Source organism: Paenibacillus sp. JT22N15, assembly GCF_059383755.1.
Map to the genome: position 1 here is coordinate 1 of NZ_JBXENV010000003.1, position 24,534 is coordinate 24,534.

At 45.1% G+C, this 24,534-nt stretch carries 22 protein-coding genes and 1 pseudogene; 18 read left to right on the forward strand and 5 right to left on the reverse strand.

Annotation, left to right across the window (positions count from 1 at the left end; genetic code table 11):
* Positions 1-258 precede the first annotated feature (258 nt).
* Genes AC50X8_RS06115 through AC50X8_RS06125 form a run of 3 tightly spaced genes read right to left on the reverse strand, consistent with a single transcriptional unit; the run spans position 259 to position 1,874 of the window.
* Positions 259-678, reverse strand: coding sequence for an HIT family protein (locus AC50X8_RS06115; protein ID WP_494879075.1), 420 nt, complete (start codon positions 676-678; stop codon positions 259-261).
* Positions 659-1,219, reverse strand: a complete 561-nt coding sequence (locus tag AC50X8_RS06120) for a methylated-DNA--[protein]-cysteine S-methyltransferase (protein ID WP_494859770.1) — start codon at positions 1,217-1,219, stop codon at positions 659-661. The genes AC50X8_RS06115 and AC50X8_RS06120 overlap by 20 nt, the downstream gene beginning before the upstream one ends.
* Positions 1,203-1,874 (reverse strand): bifunctional transcriptional activator/DNA repair enzyme AdaA, encoded by a 672-nt coding sequence (locus AC50X8_RS06125; RefSeq protein ID WP_494879076.1) that lies wholly within the window; start codon positions 1,872-1,874, stop codon positions 1,203-1,205. Before AC50X8_RS06125 ends, AC50X8_RS06120 begins: the two co-directional genes overlap by 17 nt.
* A gap of 230 nt (positions 1,875-2,104) precedes the next feature.
* Between AC50X8_RS06125 and AC50X8_RS06130 the strand changes: the two genes are divergently transcribed.
* The 15 genes from AC50X8_RS06130 (at position 2,105) to AC50X8_RS06200 (ending at position 20,165) form a co-directional block, all read left to right on the forward strand.
* The gene (locus tag AC50X8_RS06130; protein ID WP_494879077.1) at positions 2,105-4,087 is read left to right on the forward strand and encodes an ABC transporter substrate-binding protein; all 1,983 of its coding nucleotides are present in this window, start codon (positions 2,105-2,107) and stop codon (positions 4,085-4,087) included.
* Positions 4,088-4,340: 253 nt separating this feature from the next.
* Positions 4,341-5,897, forward strand: coding sequence for an ABC-F family ATP-binding cassette domain-containing protein (locus AC50X8_RS06135; protein ID WP_056028269.1), 1,557 nt, complete (start codon positions 4,341-4,343; stop codon positions 5,895-5,897).
* Positions 5,898-6,064: 167 nt separating this feature from the next.
* Positions 6,065-6,523 carry an OsmC family protein gene (locus AC50X8_RS06140; RefSeq protein ID WP_056032597.1) on the forward strand — a complete coding sequence of 153 codons (459 nt, stop codon included), beginning with the start codon at positions 6,065-6,067 and terminating at the stop codon, positions 6,521-6,523.
* Between the two features lie 167 nt (positions 6,524-6,690).
* Positions 6,691-7,107, forward strand: a complete 417-nt coding sequence (locus tag AC50X8_RS06145) for an RrF2 family transcriptional regulator (protein WP_056028266.1) — start codon at positions 6,691-6,693, stop codon at positions 7,105-7,107.
* Positions 7,108-7,209: 102 nt separating this feature from the next.
* A complete protein-coding gene (locus AC50X8_RS06150; protein ID WP_494879078.1) occupies positions 7,210-8,079 on the forward strand; it encodes an aldo/keto reductase in 870 nt (289 codons plus the stop codon).
* Between the two features lie 169 nt (positions 8,080-8,248).
* Positions 8,249-10,195, forward strand: a complete 1,947-nt coding sequence (locus AC50X8_RS06155) for an AraC family transcriptional regulator (protein WP_056028261.1) — start codon at positions 8,249-8,251, stop codon at positions 10,193-10,195.
* A gap of 139 nt (positions 10,196-10,334) precedes the next feature.
* Positions 10,335-10,751 carry a GNAT family N-acetyltransferase gene (locus AC50X8_RS06160; RefSeq protein ID WP_056028259.1) on the forward strand — a complete coding sequence of 139 codons (417 nt, stop codon included), beginning with the start codon at positions 10,335-10,337 and terminating at the stop codon, positions 10,749-10,751.
* Positions 10,752-10,956: 205 nt separating this feature from the next.
* Entirely contained in the window at positions 10,957-12,018 is a 1,062-nt protein-coding gene (locus tag AC50X8_RS06165) for an HD-GYP domain-containing protein (protein WP_494879079.1), read from the forward strand.
* A gap of 117 nt (positions 12,019-12,135) precedes the next feature.
* Entirely contained in the window at positions 12,136-13,020 is an 885-nt protein-coding gene (locus tag AC50X8_RS06170) for a GNAT family N-acetyltransferase (RefSeq protein ID WP_327204884.1), read from the forward strand.
* Positions 13,021-13,120: 100 nt separating this feature from the next.
* Positions 13,121-13,810: a response regulator transcription factor gene (locus AC50X8_RS06175; protein ID WP_056028255.1), complete on the forward strand. Its 690-nt coding sequence runs from the start codon at positions 13,121-13,123 to the stop codon at positions 13,808-13,810.
* Between the two features lie 193 nt (positions 13,811-14,003).
* Complete coding sequence (locus AC50X8_RS06180; protein ID WP_494859782.1) at positions 14,004-14,972, forward strand: ETX/MTX2 family pore-forming toxin; 969 nt, start codon at positions 14,004-14,006, stop codon at positions 14,970-14,972.
* A gap of 168 nt (positions 14,973-15,140) precedes the next feature.
* On the forward strand, positions 15,141-15,482 hold the full coding sequence (locus AC50X8_RS06185) for a hypothetical protein (protein ID WP_155972687.1): 342 nt from the start codon (positions 15,141-15,143) through the stop codon (positions 15,480-15,482).
* A gap of 88 nt (positions 15,483-15,570) precedes the next feature.
* On the forward strand, positions 15,571-16,131 hold the full coding sequence (locus AC50X8_RS06190; protein WP_056028247.1) for a GNAT family N-acetyltransferase: 561 nt from the start codon (positions 15,571-15,573) through the stop codon (positions 16,129-16,131).
* Between the two features lie 94 nt (positions 16,132-16,225).
* A complete protein-coding gene (locus AC50X8_RS06195) occupies positions 16,226-19,354 on the forward strand; it encodes a hybrid sensor histidine kinase/response regulator (RefSeq protein WP_494879080.1) in 3,129 nt (1,042 codons plus the stop codon).
* Between the two features lie 19 nt (positions 19,355-19,373).
* Positions 19,374-20,165, forward strand: a complete 792-nt coding sequence (locus tag AC50X8_RS06200) for a uracil-DNA glycosylase family protein (protein WP_494879081.1) — start codon at positions 19,374-19,376, stop codon at positions 20,163-20,165.
* Here the strand turns inward: AC50X8_RS06200 and AC50X8_RS06205 are convergent.
* Positions 20,162-20,935, reverse strand: a complete 774-nt coding sequence (locus AC50X8_RS06205) for a siderophore biosynthesis protein (RefSeq protein WP_494879082.1) — start codon at positions 20,933-20,935, stop codon at positions 20,162-20,164. The genes AC50X8_RS06200 and AC50X8_RS06205 overlap by 4 nt on opposite strands.
* Before the next feature lie 230 nt (positions 20,936-21,165).
* On the opposite strand from AC50X8_RS06205, the gene AC50X8_RS06210 reads away from it, so the two are divergent.
* The 3 genes and pseudogenes from AC50X8_RS06210 to AC50X8_RS06220 all read left to right on the forward strand — a co-directional run bounded on the left by AC50X8_RS06210 (position 21,166) and on the right by AC50X8_RS06220 (position 23,449).
* The gene (locus tag AC50X8_RS06210) at positions 21,166-21,774 is read left to right on the forward strand and encodes a DUF2087 domain-containing protein (RefSeq protein ID WP_494879083.1); all 609 of its coding nucleotides are present in this window, start codon (positions 21,166-21,168) and stop codon (positions 21,772-21,774) included.
* A gap of 103 nt (positions 21,775-21,877) precedes the next feature.
* Positions 21,878-22,231: pseudogene (locus tag AC50X8_RS06215) on the forward strand (GNAT family N-acetyltransferase); the annotation flags it as partial.
* 81 nt (positions 22,232-22,312) lie between these two features.
* Positions 22,313-23,449, forward strand: coding sequence for an SGNH/GDSL hydrolase family protein (locus AC50X8_RS06220; protein ID WP_494879312.1), 1,137 nt, complete (start codon positions 22,313-22,315; stop codon positions 23,447-23,449).
* On the opposite strand, the gene AC50X8_RS06225 is transcribed toward AC50X8_RS06220, so the two are convergent.
* Positions 23,439-24,533, reverse strand: coding sequence for a GerAB/ArcD/ProY family transporter (locus tag AC50X8_RS06225; protein ID WP_494859792.1), 1,095 nt, complete (start codon positions 24,531-24,533; stop codon positions 23,439-23,441). The genes AC50X8_RS06220 and AC50X8_RS06225 overlap by 11 nt on opposite strands.
* Position 24,534 lies beyond the last annotated feature (1 nt).

Here is a 24,534-nt window from a genome sequence, read left to right on the forward strand (position 1 = left end):
CGACAAGAAGCGCGAATCAGGAAAGCCTTATCGCGTCGCTCTGATTGCGTGTGTTAACAAGCTCCTGCACTGGATTTATGCATTATTAGTGAAGCAAGAGAGCTTTGTTGACTTAGCATAATTAGCAGATTTATCATTCAAACGAAAAACCTTCTAGCAACTGCAGAGAAGGTTCTTTAGCACGCCTATTTTTAGTATACTGCCAACGCCAAATAAATTTAAGAGAAAAATGTTGACAAGATATTAGCTGGTTTTAGCTTAATCGATTATCTGATTATTTTTAAATAAGTACCTAATCCCTTTTCCAGCCATCTTCTCATTGGAATAACGAGGAATAACGTGTAGATGAGCATGAAAAATATGTTGACCACCGACATCTCCACAATTCCATCCGATATTGTACCCATCAGGTGAATAATTTTGGTCCACATAATGCTTTACCTTGATAAGCAAGTGATATGTAGCATTCCATTCTTCTTCCGATAAATCAAATACCGACTCCCTGTGTATATGCGGTACAATGATTCCGGCACCTCTTATTTCTTGATTTTCTAAAAGAGAGTAGGTACAGCTATCATTTTTAATTATTATTTCGTGTTTATCTCCATTGTTTGAGATATCGCAATATGGGCATTTTGTCATAATTAACACCTCATTTCTAAAACGATATTGTGCCATGTCGAATGTTCTTTTTCCCATTGATGCGGAGACCCTCCAGCTCCAGTAATCTTGTTTTCATCGCTATTCCACCACGATAGCCAGTAAGTGTCCCATTTTTGCCGATTACGCGATGGCACGGAACGGTAATGAGCACTGGATTTGCGCCAATGGCCGCACCAACTGCTCGAACCGCTGCAGGCTTCTGAATATGGTTGGCAATATCTGAATAGGACCAGGTATGCCCATATGGAATGCTGCAAAGAGCCTGCCATACGGCCTCTTGAAAAGGCGTTCCTTGAAATACGGTAGGAACCGTAAAGTTTTCAAGCGCTCCTTGCAAATATTGGGCTAGCTCAGCCTTATACGGAAGCAGCTTTTCATCATCATGGATCAAAGGGCTATGTGAAAACCGCGATGCAGCCCATTTCGCCAACTCTTCAAATGGCTGGTTTTGTGAACCGACAAAGCAAAGCCCTTCGTCGGTAGCAGCGACGTGCATATTCCAATCTTCATAACTAAACAGCGACCAGTATATGGCCCTGTTAATTGAATTCGTCATTTTGGAGGATCTCCTTTATTTTTGTTATGGCATCTTTACTATGCTGCTGTCGATAGCTTTCGGGTGTGTATCCGGTTTTCTGCTTGAACAGGGTAATAAAATATGGCGTATTGGACAAGCCAACACATTCGCCTACTTCTGCAATGGATACAGGAGAAGATAGAAGCATCGCCTTAGCCTTTTCGATTCTTATTTGCTGGATATAGTCGACGGGAGTTTTGCCCGTTACTTTTTTGAAGGTTCGGTGCAAATGATACGGCGTGCCATGACAAATGGCTGCAAGCGCAGCCAGCGTTAGCTTTTCCTTGTAGTTTCGATCTATATATTCGGTCACCATCGCGATCCATTCTTCATCAGGCAATCGTTGCCCAGTCGGTTTACATCGTTTGCAGGGACGAAATTGGGCAGCCAGCGCTTGTTCAGCGGTTCGGAAAAATCCGATATTCTCTCTATTGGGTGGTCTAGATTTGCAGGATGGCCGGCAAAAGATGCCCGTCGTTTTGACCGCGTAATAAAATTGACCGTCATATGAAGGGTCATTGCCTACAATGGCTCGCCATTGTTCTTCAGATACAGGTGCGGGAAGGATTGGCTCGTCCTTATCGCGCAGACTGCGAGGAATCTGATCCAGATTCGCTTTCCATTCATTGGACATGCTCGTTCACCTCTAAGATTAGTATAACCGTGAGCGGGGGTATTTGTGTGTAATTTGGAATGGAATAGCAAGATAACGAAATGACAAGGAGATAGGGGGTCTTTTTTCGTTTGCACCCAGCCAAATCCATTGAGGTTTGCGGATAAATGAATTATAATTTTCGTTGTTGATAATAGTTCTCAATAATTAAAAATGCGGCATAAGATTCTACATAAAAAGGGGCTTATCACTTGACTGTCACGATCAATGAGGAAGAGCATATCCAGCTATGGAATGCTGCTGCTATCAAGGTTATTGACGTAAGGCACTTCACCATGATGCATGGCGAGGAATTGCGGTCGTACCTATTTCCGTCAAGTGTCTTCCTATATGCCATTCGCGGCGAGGCTCAGGTGCTGCTGGATGGGATCGAACATTCCGCGAAGCGATTCCAACTATGGCATGGTGGAAAAGGAACCTGTCTGGATATTTTCCCAACGGAAGCGGAGTTTGAATATTATTTGATCTTTTACAGAGCAACGATTCCATCGACTGGCAGGCGGGAAATCCTGCATCTCATGGAGCGGTATAATCCGTTTCAACTGCAATATAGTTTGGCTCCACTGCGGTCTGCTGTTTTATTTGACAAGGTGGATAATATGCTGAAAGAATGGCAGAGCTCGCGCACGTTAGAAAAATTTCATGTTAAAACGTTGTTTTATCAATTTGTTTATGAACTGCTATGGCAGCTGGAGCATCAGCAAATTGGCATGAAAAGACCTAATCTCGCAGCCCAGGTCATTCGTTATATTCAGGAGCATTACAGGGAGCCTTTAACCCGGGAATCAATTGCGCAGATTTTTCACTACAGCGTCCCCTATGTATCCAGACAATTTAGACAGGAAACGGGCATAAGCATGATTGATTATGTGATAAAAGAGCGTATTAACAAAGCCATGGAATACCTGCGCAAAACAGATATGACCGTGCAAGAGGCTTCTGCCAGTGTCGGTTATGACGATGTATCCTATTTCACGAGGATTTTCAAAAAATATACCGGAATGACTCCCAAGCAATTCAAGGATCAGGATAAAGCAAAGAAAGCAGGGTTCGATTATCCTATCATTAGGGTTGGATCGTCCCTATTCCCGCGCAGGCTACAACGTTATATTGGTAGAGGATATGAGAATCATTATCGATATAAAAGAGAGGGAGATTTATCGATGTACAGAAACAAATCATCTATGGGGGTCACTTTACTATTATGTCTTACGCTATTGCTTAGCGCTTGCTCAGGAGCAGGCAGCTCCAATAATGGATCAGTTGCGTCACCTGCACGAGCAGCAACGGCAGATGGAAACGCTCAAGTGCAGGCCTCAGCATCAAACGGTGGTGCAGCGAGCGCAGCGGAAATGGTGACTTATTCGGCAGTGAATGGCGAAGTTAAAATTCCCAAAAATCCGCAGCGTATCGTTATCATAGCGGGCGCCTTTGTTGGCCATTTGCTGGCGCTCGGCATTAAGCCGGTTGGTGCGGGGGAAGAAGCTTTCAACAGCTATACGGAAGGAAAGCTGGATGGGGTCGAAAGTATAGGCGATGGGATCGCGTATGAAAAGATTTTGGAGCTGCAGCCTGATCTCATTATCGTATGGAATGACCCGGCTGTTCTCGAGCAGCTGAACCAGATTGCTCCGACGGTAGTTGTCGATTATGGCGTGCCTGTAAGGCAGCAGCTGCTGGAATTCGGGAAAATGACGGGCCGGGAGGATCAGGCTAATGCCTGGATTACGGCTTGGGATAAAAAGATAGCCGATTACAAACCGAAGGTGCAAGCGGCTGTGGGTGCCAAAACCGTTGCTATCTTTGACTCTGGCAGCGCTAAAGAGTTTTATGCATACGGCAATAAGCTGGGAAGAGGCGGCGAAATTATTTATGGCGAATTCCAGTTGAAGGCGCCGCCGATTATTCAGAAGGAAGCGATCGACAGCGGTACAGGCTGGGCGAAGCTGTCTCTGGAGCTGCTGCCCGAATATGCAGGAGATTATATTTTTATAAACGAGTGGACAGGCAAGGACAATCCAGAGGCTGTTTTTGAAGGCAGCATGTGGGAACAACTGGACGCAGTCAAAAACAATCGCGTTTTCCGCGAAAAAGGCAGAGGCTTTATGTTCAGCGACCCTGTATCTTTGGACGCTCAGTTGGCGTTTGTTGTGGATAGTTTTATTGGGGAATAATGGGTGTTTGACGGGTGGAAGCCAGAACCGTGGGTGTGCGGTTCTGGTTTTTTTTAAAATATAGGAAAGTATATGATTTTTCCATCCTTTCTCTATATTTCTCGGAATGAAACGCGCCGCGCCGCCAGAGGACGGCGAAAGCCGTTTCACCTTGGCCCAGATTCTATATTATTTTTAAAATCGGTATGGAGTTGTGGCGCTATAACCTTTATAATTTGACGAGAATACTTTAATAAAGGAATAGGTGTTATTCATGAGCATATTAAATGTAGAGCGGCTGAGTCACGGTTTCGGAGACCGGGCGATTTTCAGCGATGTATCCTTCCGCCTTCTAAAGGGCGAACATATCGGTCTAATAGGTGCCAACGGTGAAGGTAAGTCTACCTTCATGAACATTATCACAGGCAAGCTTCAGCCGGACGATGGTAAAGTTGAGTGGGCAAGACGCGTGCGGACGGGCTATCTGGATCAGCACGCTGTGCTGTCAAAGGGACAGTCAATGCGCGATGTTCTGCGCGGTGCGTTCCAATATCTGTTCGATATGGAGCAGGAAATGAACGACATGTACGGCAGAATGGGTGATGTCTCTCCGGAGGAGCTGGAGCAGCTGCTGGAGGATGTCGGAACGATTCAGGACACGCTAACGAATCAGGATTTTTATATGATCGACGCCAAAATCGATGAAACGGCTCGCGGGCTTGGACTTACTGATATCGGTTTAGACAAGGATGTTCATGATCTCAGCGGAGGTCAGCGTACCAAGGTACTGCTCGCCAAATTGCTGCTTGAGAAACCGGATATCCTATTGCTTGACGAGCCTACCAACTATCTCGATGAGCAGCATATCGTATGGCTTACCCGATATTTACAGGAATACGAAAATGCCTTTATTTTAATCTCGCATGATATCCCGTTCTTGAACAGCGTCATTAACCTGATTTACCATATGGAAAATCAGTCGCTGTCGCGCTATGTGGGGGATTATGAGTATTTCCAGCAGGTGTACGAGGCGAAAAAGCAACAGCTTGAATCCGCCTTTAAGCGGCAGCAGCAGGAAATTTCGGAATTGAAGGATTTTGTTGCACGCAACAAGGCCAGCGTGGCTACGCGTAATATGGCGATGTCCCGTCAGAAGAAGCTGGATAAGATGGACGTTATTGAACTCGCCAGGGAAAAACCGAAGCCGCAGTTCAACTTCAAGCCGGCGCGCACTTCCGGCAAGGTGATTTTTGAAACGAAGGATCTCGTCATCGGCTACGATTCACCGCTGTCGAAGCCTTTGAATTTAAGTATGGAGCGAGGACAAAAAATAGCGTTGGTCGGTTCGAACGGGATCGGTAAAACAACTCTGCTGCGCAGCATCCTCGGCCAAATACCGGCTATTTCAGGTTCGGCAAGGCTGGGGGATCTGCTGGAAATCGGCTATTTCGAGCAGGAAATGAAGGAAACGAACAATAACACCTGTATTGAAGAGGTTTGGAGCGAGTTCCCATCCTTTACGCAGTTTGAAATTCGGGCGGCTCTTGCCAAATGCGGTCTGACAACGAAGCATATCGAGAGCAAAATAGTGGTGCTAAGCGGCGGAGAGAAAGCGAAAGTCCGCTTGTGCAAGCTGATCAACCACGAGACGAATTTGCTCGTGCTCGACGAGCCGACCAACCATCTCGACGTAGATGCCAAGGATGAGCTGCAGCGTGCGCTTAAAGCGTATAAGGGAAGCATTTTGCTAATTTCCCATGAACCCGAATTTTACCGTGATATCGTGACGGATACGTGGAACTGCGAAAATTGGACGACGAAAGTGTTTTAGATGGTAAAACAGAAAAACAGGAATACAGGGCTGCCTTCATAGAGGCGGCCTTTTTTGCGCTGTTTTGAAATTATACCTCAGGGAGCGTTATGATAGGATGGAATGGAAATAACAATCTAACCCATGTATCCGAGATTGAATTGAAGATATTGAAAGGAATGAGGGAGATGAAACATCCTTTTTATCTGAAAGCGGTATGGAATGGCGGGCGTAACAGTGAAGGACATATCGATGCCGGCGGATTAAAAACGATTATTTCGATTCCACAGGAGATGGGAGGGCCAGGAACAGGTACCAACCCTGACGAAATGCTTTTGGGGGCAGCAGCGACCTGTTATCTGATTACCTTAGCAGCGATGCTCGAGCGTTCGGATCTTACACCGCAGGAGCTGGCTCTGGAGTCTGAAGCAATTGTCGATGTAACGAATAATGTATTTACGTACGAACGGATAATACACAAACCGCGAATTGTGCTCAAAGCGGATGCATCAGAGGCTGAGCGGACGAAAGCCGAGCGTCTGGCACATCGGGCAGAAGAGTCCTGTATGATCTCCAGAGCTTTGGCAGGCAATGTCTCCATAGAGACGCAGCCTACTATTGTGATAACAGGGATTAATGAGGAGTAATGGGCTGAATATTAGACAGCCCTAGCTGTGGTCTGTGTAAGGATATTTTCTCGATAGCCCGCTGCTTCCGCATCTTTAACTTCAATTTCTTAAAAAGTTTTATTGAAAACTAAATATAAATGATATATAGTATGATCAGATCGCTGAATAGTTAGGATGAGTTAAAAATGTCATACTCAACAGCTCTATCACAAGGAATTGCCATATTGCTCTATATTCACAGCATTGCGGAGGAGAACTGCTCTAATTTTCTATCGACCAAAGTGATTTCAGAGCAATTAAATATTCCGGTTCCGACAACGGTTAAGGTCATCAGGAATCTGAACAATGCTAGGCTGACGGTTGCTAAAGAAGGAGCGAAGGGAGGCATACTGCTGGCACGGCCGCTAGCAGAAATTACGTTATTGGATGTTTTTCTAGCAGTCGAACCTGGCAAAGCGCTGTTCAAGCTCCATACCGATACCACACTGCAAGGAAAAGAAGTCGACGCAGTCAAACAAAAGATAGCCTTTAGTCTACAAACCGTTGAGATGTCTATGCACAATCATTTGAAAGAAGTGAGGTTAACCGACTTTTTGAACTAAACGACGGTTGCCTTCTCTTTTTTTGAGATAACTAGATATAATGAATATTTAATATATTACATTCCTCTCTTTTAATTTTAAACAACCGAAAGGGGCAATAACATGACTTTTGAAAATAGAGCAGTAAAAGCGAGCAATGGCGTTGAAATTCCGCAATTGGGGTTTGGGGTATACAAAATAACGAAAGAACGAGAATTTGAGATGGCGATCAGCGAGGCTATTCGAATCGGATATCGGCATTTTGATACCGCTAAAATTTACGGCAATGAGCAAGCTTTAGGAAGAGAGATTCAGAAAAGCGGGCTGCCTCGCGAGGCTTTTTTTATCACGTCTAAAGTGTGGAATACGGATCTTGGTTATGAAGCGACCATAAAGGCTTTTGAACAAACTTGCAAAAAGCTGAATGTAGCTTACCTGGATATGTATTTGATTCATTTTGCTGCACCAAATTATTTGGAAGCGTGGCGAGCAATGGAAGATCTGTACTCCGAAGGGAAAATCAAAGTGATTGGCGTTGCAAATTTTGAGATTCAGCATCTGGAGCAATTAATGAAGCATGCCACAATCCCGCCGATGATCAATCAGATTGAGACGCATCCCGAGTTTGCGCAAAATGACCTGCACCAATATCTTAATGAACATCAGATTTTGCATGAGGCATGGGGGCCGCTAGGGCAAGGGAATAAAGCGTTATTGGAGCATCCGGGGTTAAAAAAAATTGCGGCTTATCATCATAAAACAGTGGCGCAAGTCATTTTACGTTGGCACTTGGAGCGAGGCATCATCGTCATTCCAAAATCATCGAGCCCTAAAAGAATGAAAGAAAATAGCGAGATATTTGATTTTGAGCTTACTAGCGATGAATTGGAACAGATCAACCAGCTGAATAGAGGCAAAAGGTATTCGATTAATCCAACCGGTTATATGATTAATCCAATCTATAATAAATTAATGAAGATTTTTATTAAATAATGTAGTCGAATAACAGTATATGAGCGAAGTCTTTAAGAGACTTGCTGAAACTGCTATACTCAGGGCAGGTATGCAAGTCTCAGCCATCCAAGTTAATATAGAAGCCAGTGTCTATTTCTAAAGAGAACGTGCATCAATAAGCGATTACGGAAGGAGTATTTGTCATAGGATGAAGCAGCAAGAAGAGTACAAGCTTTGGAATCACCTACATATTGAACTGGCTGACATCCGTCTGCATGCTCTTTCTGAGGGAGAGTCCAGCATAGGCTACCGTTTGCCTGCAAGTGCTTTTATATTTCTATACAAAGGCAAAGCAACGATACGGATGGATGGAATTATTCATCCTGTTGAACATTTTCATTGTCTGCATGGCTGCAAGGGAATGCGGCTGGATATTGAAGCAGCGGAATATTTGGAATATTATATGGTGCTTTATCGTGGCGAGTTTCCGCTGCGCCGAAGGCATTTTCTGGACAAGGGAGGAATCCCGCCGTTTCAGCAAATATTTGCTTTTGCTCCCGCGCAGCCTATAGGGCTTTATCAGATTCTACAGCGGATGGAGGCTGCATGGAATCGATCGACGGAGAAAGAAAAATTTTTAGCGAAAACACTCTTCTTTCCATTTATTCTGGAAATGCTTCAGCAAAAGCAGCAGCTAGGAATGGACCTGCTTCCTACAGAGGTTGTTAAGCAAGTAGCTCAGTATATGCATGAGCATGTGGATGAGCCATTGACACTGGAGCTGCTAGGGAAGAGGTTTGGCTACAATCCCCAATATTTGGCCCGCAGATTCAAGGAATTGACGATGCACAGTCCGATTGATTATCTAATAGGGCTTCGTATTGAAAAAGCATGTCATATGCTGCAAAACACAGATGCTTCGATTGGTGACATTGCCCAGAGTGTAGGTTATGAGGATGTGTTTTATTTCAACCGCATTTTCAAAAAGAACGTTGGCCTTTCTCCCAGCCATTTCAAAAAAAAGCTGTCGGATAAGGAGGGTGTTCGGTTTAATCCATATAAAAAGTGGGGATTATCCATGTCAGAGTCCATCGCTCCATGCTATAGTGATAATGATAATTGTTATCACTATAAAGAAAAGGGAGAGTCTTACATGTACCGAACATCCAGAAAAAATATGATGGCAGCACTTCTTATCTGTATGGCCTTATTGATTACAGCTTGCGGAGGGGGAAATACGAATCTGCAGTCCCCATCGGAAACCGCCGCTGCTGGCTCTAATTCTTCAGCACTAACTCAGAAAGCGACGCCAATAACAGACACCAAGATCGTGAATACCGCCTTCGGCGAAGTGGAAGTTTCCAAAAAGCCTGAACGCATTGTGGCGATTCAATATTTGAGCAGTCTGCTAGCCGTGAAGGCTAATCCAATCGCCTCTACAACACGCATTATGGATAATCCGTATTTCAACGGTTTAACGGACAATATTGAGATTGTCGGTTCTTCCGGCAGTGATGTTTCCTTTGAAAAGCTGATTGAGCTTAATCCTGATCTGATTGTCGTCATGACCTCGGAGGAGGAAGAATATAAAAAGTACAGTAAAATTGCTCCAACGATTGCCATTCCCTATGGAAACTTCACATCCATTGAGGAGGAAGTTAAGTTCTTTGGAGATCTGCTTGGGCGGGACGAGGAGGCCTCTTCATGGATAGCCGATTATAATGCGCGAATCGCGGCTGCGAGTGCCAAGGTCCAAGCAGTGATACCCGCAGATGCAACCTTTAGTATCATGCAGGAGACAGACAAAACATTAAGTATTTATGGCAGTGAGTTTGGCCGTGGGGGAAAAGTTATTTATGAGAATCTAGGACGGGTATCGCCCCCAGCCTATGATGAAGCAGTTAAGGAAGATAAATACAAGGATATTTCAATGGAAGTATTGGAGCAATATGCCGGGGACTATATCATCCTGACTACGGAGAGGTCATTGGAGGAGCTTCGCGAGGATCCAATCTGGGGACGGCTGGAAGCAGTCAAAAATGGCAGACTTTATGCCTGGTCTAACATTCGCTCTTATTTTATTGACCCGCTGTCGATATTAATGCAGACAGAAGAATTGGCTGATTGGCTGACGAATGCACCACAGAACAAATGATCTAGAATATCGTATTAAAGCTTCTGCCCGTAGTCTGAGCAGGAGCTTTTTTATTTGAGCAGAAAATTAATATGATGTCCTCTAGGGAAGTGAACAGGTGTATAATAATGTAATTAAATAGTTTAGAGGAGTAATTATAATGAGGATTATTGCTGCAAATGATTCGCACTTCGAATATATTAGAAAACATGACCATCACATCTCAGAAAACTTAATCTTACCGAAAATTAGAGGGAATGAGATATACATTTTGCAGAATGAAGAATATCGTATCGTTGGGTGGATGCGGCACAGCTATTTTTGGGACAACACGCCTTTTTTGAATATGATTTGGATCGATGATACCTATCGAAGTAAAGGATTAGGGAAGAAAGCCGTTCTTTTTTGGGAGGATGAAATGAAGAAGCTCCGTTTTAACTTGGTTATGACCTCTACTTTAGCAAATGAAGAGGCTCAGCATTTTTATAGAAAATTAGGTTATCGAGATTCAGGGTGCTTAATACTTGAAGATGAGCCTCTGGAAATCATACTTACTAAGAGGCTTTCTAATTTATGAATCGGGTCTTAATACCTAGAAGGATAAACACGGGTATGATTATAAAGTCATGATCTAACTAATGATTAATTTTAGAAAAATAATCCTTAAAGATCATTTTCATTATTTTTCTAATGTATTCCAGATATATTTCCGAATATTTTTTTATCCTGTATTCAGGAATCCATATTAGAGAATAGGTAATCCACTTAGGGAGGAACTATCATTGTTAGTTAAAGATTATGAACAATTAATCGGTAAAATACTAACGAAAAGCATCCGCGATACAAAGGGAACGCTTTTAATCAGAAAGGGAACTATTCTTCTAAAAAGTCACACCGAGAGACTTGCTAAATTTAAGATCCAAATCGGGGAAGTCACAACTATCGATGCGAATGCTTCTGAGCTGAATCAGGAAATTTCTGATCATACACCGAAACAAAAGCCCTCCTTCCGAGATTCATATGAAAGGGCTAAGCAGCATTTTAACGATATGGATCAGTTCGTTCGTCAAAACGGAATTGTTCCTGTCGAGGAGCTTGAACGGGAAGTTCTTCCCTTTATAAAGGAAATAGCGAAGCGATATAATCTATTTCAGTTATTTTCCGAGCTTAAGGAACAGGACGATTACAGGTACAGGCAATGTATAGGAACGGCCGTTATTGCGACCTCCTTAGGTAAGCGGCTTGGTTTGAAAGAAAACGAATTGGATATGCTTACAACTGCGGCGAGTCTCTATGATATCGGACTGGTCAAGCTGCCAACTGCAATCGTTTCCAAACAGTCAAGGTTAGAGACTCATGAATACGCGATTTTAAAGCAGCATACCATTCTCGGAAACGAGCTACTACTCCAATCGGGCGTTGAACCTCGGGTTGCTCTGGTCGCTCTTCAGCATCATGAACGAGAGGACGGCAGCGGTTATCCAAGTGCTCTGAAGGGGGATGAGCTGGATCGTTTTAGCAAAATTGTAGGTTTGACAGATTTCTATATGGCTATCATCTCAGAAAGACCTTATAGGGCTGCGCTGCAATTTTTTGAAGCCATCGAAGAAATTCATCAACAAATTATTTTAAATCGCTTTGATTCGGTAATTGGGCTCACGCTGCTGGATATGCTGCTCTCCACCCAAATCGGTTGTGAGGTTGTTTTATCGGACAACAGACGAGGAACTATTTTGCTGAACAACTATAACTACCCGACTCGACCATTTATAGCGCTTGAAAACCACGAGTTTATTGATCTTAGCAAGTTTGATGATATTAAAATCATTGAAATTGTCGGATAAGAGGATTGGCATATAAATTAAGTATTACGCGGGGGGCCAAGAAGGCTCCTTATTTTTTTATGGTTTGTATGTGTTAAAATAGATAGTATTTGAGCTCAATGAAAGGTTTGATTTAACTTGGAAATTAGAATCATAGAGAAGGAGCAAGCTTGGCAATTGCGTCATCAGGTCATGTGGCCGGATAAGGATTTTGATTTTATAAAGCTTAAAGAGGATGGCGAGGGCACTCACTATGGACTTTTTGAAGAGGAAGAACTGGTCTCAGTGGTGTCCATTTTTATTCATGGCGTTCAGGCTCAGTTTAGAAAATTTGCTACTCTATCCCGTCATCAAAATAAAGGCTATGGAAGCAAACTTCTGAATTACGCACTCAGTGAATCAGAGCGCCTAGGCGTTAAACGGATATATTGCAATGCAAGAATGGATAAAGCAACGTTTTATGAGAAATTCGGGCTTTCTAAAACGGACGCCACCTTCAGTAAAAGCGGCAAAGATTATATTGTGATGGAACGCCACATAAAAGGAGAAATGAATATGAGTCAAGACGAGCTTTTTATGAGAGAAGCAATTAAGCTTTCTAAGCTTGCGGTTGAGCACGGAAACGAACCTTTTGGAGCGATACTCGTTAAAGACGGGGAAATTGTATTTACAAATGAAAATCAAATTTATTCAGCAACCGACCCAACTTTCCATGCAGAGGCTGGGCTGCTGCGGCGATTTTGCGAAGAAACCCACATTACGGATTTGCATGAATACACCTTATATTCGAGCTGTGAGCCTTGTTATATGTGCAGCGGTGCGATGGTTTGGACAAATGTGGGGCGACTGGTTTATAGCGCGAGCAACATGGAGTTGTGCAGTATATTGGGCGAGCAGGGAAGTCCTTGCTCTCAAATTGTATTTGAAAATTCTCACCATAAGCCTGATATCACAGCTGGGATATTACGGGAGGAAAGTCTTAGTATATTGGCTGCCTATTTTTCGCACAACACAAAAGGCTGAAACATTCCAGTAAGCTTCGATTGGAGAAACTAACTTCATCCATACGCCAACCCTGCCATTGCTGCCAAAAGAAATCCTACTCCCCCAAGGAGGCCTAACCTTGCAAACGATTATGATCGTCGAAGACGAGCCGGCTATTTCCCGCGTTTTGGCGGCGTATATACGAAAGGCAGGCTTTGCGAGCATTATTTTTGACCGAGGGAAAGAGGCGGTGGAGAAGCTGGCCGTGCTTCAGCCCGCGCTTATTTTGCTTGATGTCATGCTGCCGGAAATGGATGGCTGGGAGGTGCTGCAGGAAGTACGGCGGCGCAGCGTCTGTCCGGTCATTATGCTCACAGCTAAAGGGGAGATTGGTGACCGCCTGGCTGGGCTGAACAGCGGCGCAGATGATTACATCACCAAGCCGTTCGAGCCACAGGAGGTGGTAGCACGGATTCAAGCTGTATTGCGCAGAGGTACGCATGCATTAATTGCGGGAAATCAGATCCAGTACGGCAGTCTGAAAATCAATTTAAACGACAGAAGCGTTTATTTGAATGAAGTATGTCTATCGATAACGCCGAAAGACTTTGCACTGCTGCATTTTTTAATGGAGCATCCTAATCAAATTTTTAATCGGGAGCAAATGATCGAGCAGGTATGGGGAATTGGCTATGATGGGAGTGACCGGGCTGTGGATCATGCGATTAAACGCTTGCGACAGGCGCTGCTGCATTTGCCTCCAGAAGAAGGAGAAATTCGTACCTTGCGGAGAACGGGGTACCAGTTTTATACCAATCATGAAAATTAATCCCTTCTATTTTTTTGCCATACGCCTGACACATTCTACCTTTATTCTGTAGTAGCTAGATCCTCTAAGTGATCTACTCCAAGATGTAGCTAATGATAAGAAGTCAAAGAGCTGCGAGCATCCACGATTGCAAACGTTGAATAGATGACTATGGGGAAGCTTTATCAAATCGAGTGGAAGGTGGATGAAGGTTATGGCGGATGTAATTGAATATCAGGTAATTGTTTCTAAGGCGAGAACTTCGGATAATAAGCTGCTTGTTATTACAGCGGCTGAGAGTGGGGAAGGCATAACGATATTGCCACAGGTGTACGGAAATGAACATCAATTGTGGGAAAAAAGAAAGGTGCGCGCTGGAGATGACAATGCCTATGCGCTCGTTAACAAAGCGACGGGCAAGTGCATTGGAAGAAAGGACTCCACGCAGGGCTCAAAGATTTATCAGGCGCCCGTTACAGAAGCGGACGTCAATGGTCTCATGGTATGGCGTGACGACAATGTTGCGGGAACGCACAATGCGATTAACAGCTATGTGGATTGGGAGCAGAAGCTCAATATTCCTGGCAACGGCCCATTTAAAAGCGGCGACTCGCTTGTGACGTGGGAATGGTGCCACGGTCAGATCAATGAATTATGGGTTTTCGTACCCGATCGCAAGAAGATTACGGTCAAGAAAATGGAATTTCAAATGGACAGCTCAATTGTGATTAATAGTGTGCCGATCGTAGCAGCCAAACAGCTTGTGACCAACCATTCGAATATTCAGCAAACGCAGCAAGTTACATTGAAATTTTCCAAAAGCCATACGTATAATTTCAAATGGGAGAGAGGGCTCAAGGTATCGGAAACGCTTGAATTTAAAGCAGGGCTGCCGCTTGTAGGCGATACGGGTGTGAAAATCTCGGTAGAGGGCTCGCGCAGCTATTCGGAAACCAAGACACAAGACGAGTCCCAGGAGGTTTCGCTGCAGGTCCCAGTCGTTTTGCCAGCAGGTGCAACTATCGAGGTTTCCGCTATTTTATTGCAGGGCGTTATCGATGTGCCCTATACGGTGACGTTTGAAGTGGAGTACCCGAATGGGAAAACAACCGAAACGGCTTCAGGCAAATATACCGGCGTGAACACGTTTACCGTTAATACCGAGTATAAAACGATCGTATAGTTTATGTATTCCATGCCATCATAATATAAAGATGAACGATAGCAGGCAGAAGGAGGCGGTGGCCTCTTTTTGCCTGCTATCGTTTTTTTTGCTCCGTAAGGAAAGGGGTAGTTCCTGCATATAAATTAAGTTAAACTAACATTCAAAAGGAAATTGAGGTGAATGCTTATGTTCTATATAGTGGTGTTAACCTTAATTGGACTGCTCCTTTCAAGCTTGGTGCCCATGGGTGCGATTTTGATCTGGAGCATCACTTTTGCTATAGTGATTTTGAATTATCGCAAAACCCTTCACATCCACAAAAATTTGCAGGAAATTAGAAGCCATTTAGGTTTGATGGGCAAGGAAGAAGCAGAGGATTTTAAAATTGAGGCAGAACTGAATAAAGTCAATCAGTTAAGCGAGCAGCAAATCAAAGAAATTAATGAGGAAATTGAACAGCAATTTGCTGAGCAGCTTGAAAAACAGGATGAGAAGAAAGACGATACGCCAGACAAAAAGGATAAGTAATTTATTCATTGAGCGTCTTATGTTATAGTAAACTCCTATTCCATGTACATAGTTATAACTACAAAAATTTCTACTAACGAGGTGCACAATGGCAAGCTTAAAAATATTAAATCCGTCCGTTAACGACGACATATATGCTTTTCAAGCGGGTCCCGAGGACGAGGAGGCGGTACGTGAGCTGATTATGGAAACGGCTCGCTGGCTTAGCAGCATGGGCTCCACGCAGTGGGGCGGCCTGCTTCAAGGTGAGGATAGCCATAATCTTGCGGGAGCGATTGCGCGTGGCGAGGTTTTTGCGTTTCGCAAAGCAGGGGAAGAGGGGCTCGCGGGCTCGGTTATTTTACAGCAGCAGCCTAGCGAATGGGATCGTAAGCTTTGGGGTGATACGGAAGTGGGCAAGGGAAGCGCGATCTTTTTGCACCGGTTAGTCGTTAATCGTCAGTTTTCCGGCAAGGGACTTGGCAGCGAAATGATGGCTTGGGTTGAAGGGGGTATCCAGTATTCCGGCAAAGACCGGATCAAGCTGGATTGTATCGCAAACAATGAGAAGCTTAACCGCTTCTACAAGCAATGTGGTTATACGTACAAAGGCGAAGCGAGTGGCTGGAGCATTTATGAAAAGCTGCTTCCAGATGTAAAGGTTCATTGAACAACGGCTGTTTATTAATAGGTCAAAAGTAATTCTAATGGAGGCAGGCTAACGAGAAGGGATTCAGCAAAATCTGTCGAATATCTGTGAAATTATGCTAACTAAACGAAAAATAATTCTCGTCACCGGCCTGTTCCTCTGTCTGCTCATATCGATCCGTTTAATTTGGATTTATATGACCCTCCCTCCCGATCATCCTGCGATCGTGCAAGGGCAATTGGATTTGCGGGGGTATAACCTGGCAGACTCGGAGGCCATCAGGCTGGATGGCGAATGGGAATTTTATGCTCATCAATTACGAATACGCGGCCCAGAAAATGCGGAAGCAGCCAAAGGGCAGGCGTTCATTCAGGTGCCTGGAAACTGGAATACGGTGTTATCCCCGCAGGCGGATTCAGCGTATGGTTACGGAACGTATCGTCTGCGTATATTCATCGATTCAGTTAAAAGCCAAACGTACGGCATCCGCTTGAAGAACATTCCGTCGGCTTCCGCCGTGTATGTGGACGGAGAGCTTGTGGCTCAAGCAGGACAGCCAGCACCAGAGGAGGAAGGCTACATAGCACGCAACGTGCCTTATTCAGCGTCCTTCATATCCGACAAGCCAGTGATCGATATTGCTATTCAAGTCGCGAACTATGATTCATCGAGCTCGGGAGGCATTCTTGGCTTCATTTCATTTGGCACGGAGAAAGTGGTAAGCAAGGAAACGGCAGTTAGCCTCCATTTGCAAATAATAGTCGTTATTATTTATTTACTGCATACCGTGTATGCTTTTATTTTGTATTTTATTGGCTTGCGGCAGCGGGGCTTGCTGTTTTTCGCCGGCGCTATGTTCTTCTCTGCACTTTGGCTCCTAGTATCGGATGATATGCTGCTGATGGTCTGGCTGCCAATGAACAATGATTGGAGCTTAAAGATCCAGTTTCTTTCCTATATGGGTGCTGCAATATTTATGCTGGAATTTACGAAGCGCTTATTAACCGAATACCGGAATGTGCGAATTTTTCGCTGGTATACATCGCTCGGCATGTTGTTTGCGGTATATGTGCTGTTTGCGCCAGCCTCTTATGTATTAGCGGTAGCTGGCTTGCTCGGTATTTATATTTTGCTTCCCTTCCTCGTCAATCCGGTCATCACCTTGCGAACCGCGATGAGAAGCGATAAGGATGCGATTGCGCTGCTGCTCGGTGTGGCTGCGATGTCGAACAATATCATTTGGAGCGTTGCGAAGGATACAATTGGCGTAGAAAGCTCCTACTACCCAGTCGATCTGGTCGTCTCTTTTCTCGGGTTCGTAGCGTATTGGTTTAAGCAATACATTCATACCTTCGCCCAGTCGAAGCAGTTATCCGAGGAGCTGCAGCAGGCGGACAAGCAAAAGGATGATTTTCTGGCGAACACGTCCCATGAGCTGCGAAATCCGCTGCACGGCATGCTGAATATGACGCAAATTGTGCTGGATAGAGACAAGCAGGCGCTCAGTGATCAAAGCGTGAAGCAATTGGAGCTTATTTTAACGGTCGGCCGCCGGATGTCATTTATGTTGAATGATCTGATAGACTTGACCCAACTGAAAGAACAGCGTATTCGGCTGAATCGAGGCAGCCAGCAGGTACAGAGCGTCGCTGCTGGCGTAATCGACATGCTCCATTATATGGTGGAAGGCAAGCCTATTCGCCTCGCGAGTACGATTCCAGATGTATTTCCCCATGTCCTTGCGGATGAAAATCGTCTCATTCAAATTTTGTTTAACCTGCTGCATAATGCGATTAAATTTACGAGCGAAGGACATATTGCGATTCATGCCGTTCAGCAGGGGGGAATGGCGTACATAAGCATTGCCGATACAGGCATGGGAATGGATGAGGAGACGCAGCGCACGATTTTTGAACCGTATGAGCAGGGAGATTCGGGCATGACCGCTGCACCTGGCGGCGGAATTGGGCTTGGACTTAGCATTTGCAAGCATTTGGTCGAGCTGCATGGCGGAACGCTTGAGGTCCGTTCGCAGCCGGGGCAGGGCTCGATGTTTACTTTTACGCTGCCGCTGGCAGAAATGGGTGCTGCCGTAGAAGTGAGTAGCGACCATGACCATGAGCTGCTGCCGTCTGTTCCAGCTGCGGAAATGCTCGCTGCCGCTGCCGATGCCGATGCCAATGTCACAAACACAGCCTATCTAGGGGAGCAATCGCTAGAGCACACTGGCGATAGGCCTCTACCAACCCAAGCGAAAGATCGTCCAGCTATATTAGTGGTAGATGACGATACGGTTAATTTGCAGGTGCTCGAAAATATGCTTGGCGTGCGAGATTTTGACATTGTGTCGCTCACAAGCGGCAAGGAAGCACTAGCTCTGCTGGATTCGAGAAAGTGGGATTTGGTTATTACCGATATTATGATGCCTCATATGTCGGGATATGAGCTCACGCGCCTCATTCGCGAGCGTTATGCGCTCTCGGAGCTGCCGATTCTTCAGTTGACCGCACGCAATCGGGCGGAGGATATTGCCGCAGGCTTCCAGTCGGGAGCGAATGATTATGTAACGAAGCCGTCTAATGCGCTGGAGCTGAAATCGCGGGTAATGGCTTTAATCCATGTGAATCGATCGATGAATGAACGCCTTCGTATGGAAGCGGCCTGGCTGCAGGCGCAAATCCAGCCCCATTTTTTACTGAATTCGTTGAATGCGATTGCGGCTCTGAGTGTAATTGATTTGGACAAAATGCATGTGCTGCTCTTGGAGTTCAGCAACTACTTGCGGTCGAGCTTTGATTTTAGAAATTCAGAGCAGCTGATTCCTCTGGAGCGGGAGCTGGATTTTGTCCGTTCCTATTTATATATTGAGCAGCAGCGCTTCGGCAATAAATTGCAGCTACATTGGCAGGTGGAGGCCAGTCTGAAAAGTATGCTTCCGCCGTTGACGATCCAGCCATTAGTCGAAAATGCGGTGAGGCATGGCGTGATGAAGCGTGCTGCGGGCGGAAGTATTTCAGTGCAAGTGTTCGAACGCGATGATCAGGTGGAGGTTGCGATAATAGACGACGGTGTCGGCATGGATGCGGAGGTATTGGATAAGCTATTGGATAGAAGTTCCAGCGAGCAGCAGGGAATTGGGCTGCTAAACGTGGATCGGCGATTGAAGCAAATGTATGGACAAGGCTTGTTTATTCAAAGTGTATCTGGCCAAGGTACAACTGTGTCATTTAAGGTGATGAAGTAAGCAGGAGGGTTACAGCGGAATGGAGAGGAAAGGTTTGCCATTGTCTTTATCCACTGAGTATTTGCACTATGAGCCGTTTATTAAATCGCTGCCGCTGAAGTCTCGATATGAGCCTGCTGATTTGCTCGTTCCGGATTTGTTGATCGACCGAGAAGGGGAGGTTGAAATGTTCTATGCTCCTCACAACGAATACCGGAACAGCTCGGCGAGCCTTTTAATTGTCGGCATCACGCCCGGCTGGACCCAGATGGAGCTGGCCTACCGGACGGCAAAGCTCGCTTTGGAGCAAAATAAACCGGCGGACGAGGTGTGCAAAGCTGCCAAAATCGCCGCCCGATTTTCCGGTGCGATGCGCCGCAACCTGATGCAAATGCTGGACAGCCTGAAGCTGCCGGAGTATTTTGGCCTTCCAGACAGCGAGGCTTTGTTTGCTGAAAATAATCCGCTCCTGCATACGACTTCGCTGCTCAAATATCCGGTATTTGTAGCTGGGAAAAACTACACGGGGCATAAGCCCCCGCTTGCCGGCAATGCTTTTCTGCATAATTTTGCGCTGAAATTTATTAAGGCTGAGCTAAAGCTGTTGCATAAGCCGCTTATTATTCCTTTGGGCAAAACCGTGGAAACGATGCTTAAAGAGCTTGTTGGCAGCAAGGAACTGGGGGATACGCTAGAGGACAAGCGCTGCTTATGGGGATTTCCCCATCCTTCGGGAGCCAATGGCCACCGACACAAGCAGTTCGCTGATGCGAGAGAGCAGATGGAGGCGAAGGTCGCCGCTTTTGCTGCTGAACGAAGTGGGCTGGCTTAGGTGTATTCAAAACAAATGACAGCCTTGCGCAGCTCTTTATCATAGAACAAAAATATATTATCCGCGCCATAAGCCTGAAAATAATACCCGGTTAAGGAGCCGATATAATCAAAGACTTCCCCGTTTGCTTTTTTGGGGACATGAAATAGATTGGTGTTTTCAAACTTGCGGAGCTCTTCTATCGATTCATTATATTTTTGCATAAATGCTTGGGCTTCATCGGACATAAAGGCGATATCGTCCCATATGCCATTAATTTCGGGATAGCTTAGTCCCCACCCATCCGCTTGCTTCTTGTTAAAATCCGCTAACAGTTCCTCAGCAGAGGCGAATTGTTCGCTAAATCGGGAGTAAGGGTAAATCTTCTGATTGTTTTGGTAATATTGCTTGCGGATATGATAATCCAAATCATTTTGCGCATAGGCAGCCTTCAAATCCTCATCGATTTCACTGTCTGCTGAATGCTCCTGCTGATGCAAGGTGAAGTAATTCCAGTCTGCCTCAAATTTGTATTTCCCATCTATTACATCAAAACCTAGCATATCTTCTTTCGTGAAAAGGGTATGGTAGTTTTTCGTGCTGTCACCCACACAGCCATCATAAATTTCCTTGGCTGATATAATATGCAGCCACTCATCAAGCTCGGGATCAATGCATTTTAAATGAATCGAGCAAAGGGGCAAAAAGTGCTGGCGATGCTTTTCAATATCGTCATAGAAAACATCCTCATAAGCGGGAAACGGCTTAATAAAGGCTTCAGGAATGTTCATCCGGCAGTGTACCTCCGACCTGTTGGTTAATTTGTGGTTATGAAATGGATTCTACTCTTATAGTAAACGATCAGAGCTGAAAGCAAAACAGGCCGCCTAAAAGATTCACATAAATGTCCTAGTCTGTTGACTTTGTGAATCTAATTAGGATATCATCTAATTAGATAATTATTAAATTAGATATGAGCTAAATAAGACGCGTCTGACATTCGGTCTGGAGGTGGAAGTAGATGCAATTGGACAAAGTAGTCGCTTACCATAAAGCGCTTGCAGATCCAACCAGGATCAAACTATTAATTTTGCTATCGGAAGGAGAGCTTAATGGCCAGGTTTTAGCAGAAAAGCTAGGTGTCTCTCCAGCTACGATAACCCATCATGCTGCAAAGCTGCGGGAAGCAAGCTTGATTAATGAGCGAAGAGATAAAAACACGATCTTCTTTTCTTTAAATCACTACTTCATCAAAAGTAGTGCCACTGCTGCTGCGGAGTTAATTTACAAAAACACAAAAGTAAAAGGAGGTACGGATATTTTGGAGGATGACAAAAACAAGCGGCTTCAGCAGTCTGTTGTTAAAAACTTTTTCACAATGGACAATAAATTGAAGCACGTACCCGCGCAGCTAAAGAAAAAGCTGATCGTATTGGAGCACTTGGTATCTCAACTAGAGTCAGGACGAAAGTACAGCGAAAAGGAAATCAATGCGTTCATTAAAAGCTATCATGAAGATTTCGCCACCATACGCAGGGAATTTATCATGCACCAATTTATGTTCAGAGAAAACGAAATTTACGAATTGAACCCGCCTGAGATGTGGGCGAAATGGGAAAATCTAGCGTGAGAATATGCTCTATTTTAAGCTAAAGAAGGTGTAGAAGCTGATTCACTTAAAGTTAGTATCTGATCCGCTCTCGACAGAAAGTATAAACATTCAAAAGGCGATTATGAATTCACAGCCTCTGTTTAATCTCTTAGTCCTTGGTAAACGACTCCAAACGGACGAAGAGATTAGGGAAGAAAACAAGAAAAATCTCGAACATGGCGAAAAAATGTTTCACTTAACTGAAAATAACGAATGCGTTGGCATCATGACTTACCTTCCGCAAAATCCTAATGATCATCATCCGTGGATTGGACTGCTTATTATTCATAAGGACCATGAAAGGGCAGGAATTGGAACGCTTGCATTGAAATTGTTAGAAGAAGAATGGGCAGCACAGCGTATAGACAAAGTCAGACTTTGTGTTCAGCATGGCAACCATAACGGGGCATTATTTTGGAATAAGAATGGGTTTCATAAAATCAGCGATGGGTTGGACAATCACAATAATCAAATTGATATCTACGAAAAAGTTTATAAAAATGAGGAGGAGTGTGCGATGCAACAAGAGGATCGCTTAATGGTACATCCGTTATCCGAAATCGCTCATCTTAAGGTTCATGGCCGGACGACTGGCCAACTTGATCCGTTAACGTTATTTTGGACGGGAAGCTCGGTGGAATTAAATGCGCAAGGGTCTGAGCTTTGGGTTGAAGTCGAGGTGAATTACGACCAGTATGAGCCTTGGATCAGCATTCTGATCAACGGTGTGCTGGTCGGCAGGCAAATGTTATCGGCGGGCAGGTACTGGGTTTGTATTTTTAGAGGCATGAATAAGGCGGCTATTAAAAACGTCCGTATCGTCAAGGATGTACAGGCGATGAGCGCAGATCCCGGCTGCCTCCTGCAGATTCACGCTGTGAAGTTTGACGGTGAATTTACACCGATTGCAGCCAAACCCTATCGCATCGAATTTATAGGCGACAGCATTACTTCTGGAGAAGGGACCATCGGAGCGAAAGCGGAGACGGACTGGATTCCGATGTGGTTTAGCGCCATTGACAATTATACGGCGATGACAGCGGAAGCGCTGAATGCTGACTACCGTGTCCTTTCACAAAGCGGATGGGGCGTACTTACGAGCTGGGATAACAACCCGCATGCCAATCTTCCTGATTATTACGAACAGGTTTGCGGTCTTCTTACCGGGGAGAACAATAAAGCTTTAGGCGCGCACGAAAAAAATGATTTTGACTCCTGGCAGCCGGATGTCGTCGTCGTGAATTTGGGAACGAATGATGACGGCGCTTTTCATTCTCCGGAATGGGTAGATACAGCTACTGGAAAAGCTTACAAACAGCGGTTAAAGGCTGATGGCACGTATGACGAAGAGGATTTAGCGGCAATTGAGGAGGCAGCGGTGAGCTTTCTAATCAAAATTAGAAAATATAACCCAAATGCCCCTATCATATGGGCCTACGGCATGCTGGGTCAACCGATGATGCCGGCTATCTACCGTGCTGTAAATGCTTATCGGATGCAAACAGGGGATAAGCAGGTATCCATTTTTCAGCTTCCCAATACGACGGATGACACATTAGGCGCAAGACAGCATCCCGGCAGATTAGCCCATGCGAAAGCAGCCAGTGAGCTGGCGGGTTATATCAAAGAAGTTTTGCGTTCCTCTAAGCCTTAGTCGGGCGAAACATTGCTACAACCATTACCACAAGCAGCGGAACGAACAGCACCAGCCCCGTCCATATCGGATGAATTTCTGTGACAATGCGAGCCCACTGGGTGTTGCTGTCATAAGTGACAAGCCCCATCAGAAAACCCGCCAGTGCCAGCGGCATAATGATGACATTGTTGTCCTTTATGCCGCAAAGCTTGGCCATAAAGAGGCTGAGCACATAGAGGGAAAGCGTAGCTTTCATATAAGAGCCGAGAATGAGCGACATGCCGATAACGGACTCAATGCGTTGGATTATTTCCTGAAATTCAATAAGCCGGGCTACGGAAAACAGCATATAGGGCCCCGCCCCTGCAACCGGACCGAATACCATTAATGCGCACACCGTCACAGCGCAGAGTACTAGCAAGCTGGCTGCGAAGGAGATGGACATCGTCGTCATCAGCTTCTTGTTCAGCTTGTGCCCTGCGGCGAAGGGCAGCAGCATGCCGAATAAAAATACTTCGGAGAACGGGAAGCCGAACGTATAATAGGCTCCAGCCGCTACAGGCGTCAGTCCTTTAGGCAGCAGCGGAAGCAGCTGCTCAGGACGGTATTCAGGGATCGCAAACAGCAGTACGATGAAAATGAAAAAGGATGTTAATAGCATAATCAGAGTGAACATTCGTGCAATCACTTCTATTCCTGCGCGGGCCGTCACAGCAGAAATGATAAAAATAAGGGAAGTAAAGGCGTACATCGGTGTTTCCCTCATCATCGCCCCAATCATGAACTGGCCTACGCCTACAACAATAGCTGCCTGCATTTGCAATAAATACGAGATAGTCAGCAGCCCTAACAGCACCGTCAGTACGTTGCCAATCATCTTGCGGCTGTAATCAATGTAATCCTGGCCGGGAAATCGGCGATTTAAATACAGCAGCATCATTAGGATGCCAAACCCGATCGCTCCAGACAGCAGCAGGGAAAGCCAAGCGGCGGCACCTGCTTTTCCAATCAGCGGGCCAGGCACAAAAATAATCGAGGAGCCGGTCAAGAATACGAATAAAAGCACGCCCATTTGAAAAGAACTGACCTTTTGTTTATTCAAG

Excerpts from the sequence above, each read along its gene's own strand:
- AC50X8_RS06115 (WP_494879075.1), bottom strand. The coding sequence starts at position 678 with ATGGCACAATATCGTTTTAGAAATGAGGTGTTAATTATGACAAAATGC.
- AC50X8_RS06150 (WP_494879078.1), top strand. The coding sequence starts at position 7,210 with ATGACTTTTGAAAATAGAGCAGTAAAAGCGAGCAATGGCGTTGAAATT.
- AC50X8_RS06195 (WP_494879080.1), top strand. The coding sequence starts at position 16,226 with ATGCTAACTAAACGAAAAATAATTCTCGTCACCGGCCTGTTCCTCTGT.
- AC50X8_RS06145 (WP_056028266.1), top strand. The coding sequence starts at position 6,691 with ATGTCATACTCAACAGCTCTATCACAAGGAATTGCCATATTGCTCTAT.
- AC50X8_RS06180 (WP_494859782.1), top strand. The coding sequence starts at position 14,004 with ATGGCGGATGTAATTGAATATCAGGTAATTGTTTCTAAGGCGAGAACT.
- AC50X8_RS06125 (WP_494879076.1), bottom strand. The coding sequence starts at position 1,874 with ATGTCCAATGAATGGAAAGCGAATCTGGATCAGATTCCTCGCAGTCTG.
- AC50X8_RS06155 (WP_056028261.1), top strand. The coding sequence starts at position 8,249 with ATGAAGCAGCAAGAAGAGTACAAGCTTTGGAATCACCTACATATTGAA.
- AC50X8_RS06140 (WP_056032597.1), top strand. The coding sequence starts at position 6,065 with ATGAAACATCCTTTTTATCTGAAAGCGGTATGGAATGGCGGGCGTAAC.
- AC50X8_RS06185 (WP_155972687.1), top strand. The coding sequence starts at position 15,141 with ATGTTCTATATAGTGGTGTTAACCTTAATTGGACTGCTCCTTTCAAGC.
- AC50X8_RS06205 (WP_494879082.1), bottom strand. The coding sequence starts at position 20,935 with ATGAACATTCCTGAAGCCTTTATTAAGCCGTTTCCCGCTTATGAGGAT.
- AC50X8_RS06200 (WP_494879081.1), top strand. The coding sequence starts at position 19,374 with ATGGAGAGGAAAGGTTTGCCATTGTCTTTATCCACTGAGTATTTGCAC.
- AC50X8_RS06135 (WP_056028269.1), top strand. The coding sequence starts at position 4,341 with ATGAGCATATTAAATGTAGAGCGGCTGAGTCACGGTTTCGGAGACCGG.
- AC50X8_RS06160 (WP_056028259.1), top strand. The coding sequence starts at position 10,335 with ATGAGGATTATTGCTGCAAATGATTCGCACTTCGAATATATTAGAAAA.
- AC50X8_RS06210 (WP_494879083.1), top strand. The coding sequence starts at position 21,166 with ATGCAATTGGACAAAGTAGTCGCTTACCATAAAGCGCTTGCAGATCCA.
- AC50X8_RS06220 (WP_494879312.1), top strand. The coding sequence starts at position 22,313 with ATGCAACAAGAGGATCGCTTAATGGTACATCCGTTATCCGAAATCGCT.
- AC50X8_RS06120 (WP_494859770.1), bottom strand. The coding sequence starts at position 1,219 with ATGACGAATTCAATTAACAGGGCCATATACTGGTCGCTGTTTAGTTAT.
- AC50X8_RS06190 (WP_056028247.1), top strand. The coding sequence starts at position 15,571 with ATGGCAAGCTTAAAAATATTAAATCCGTCCGTTAACGACGACATATAT.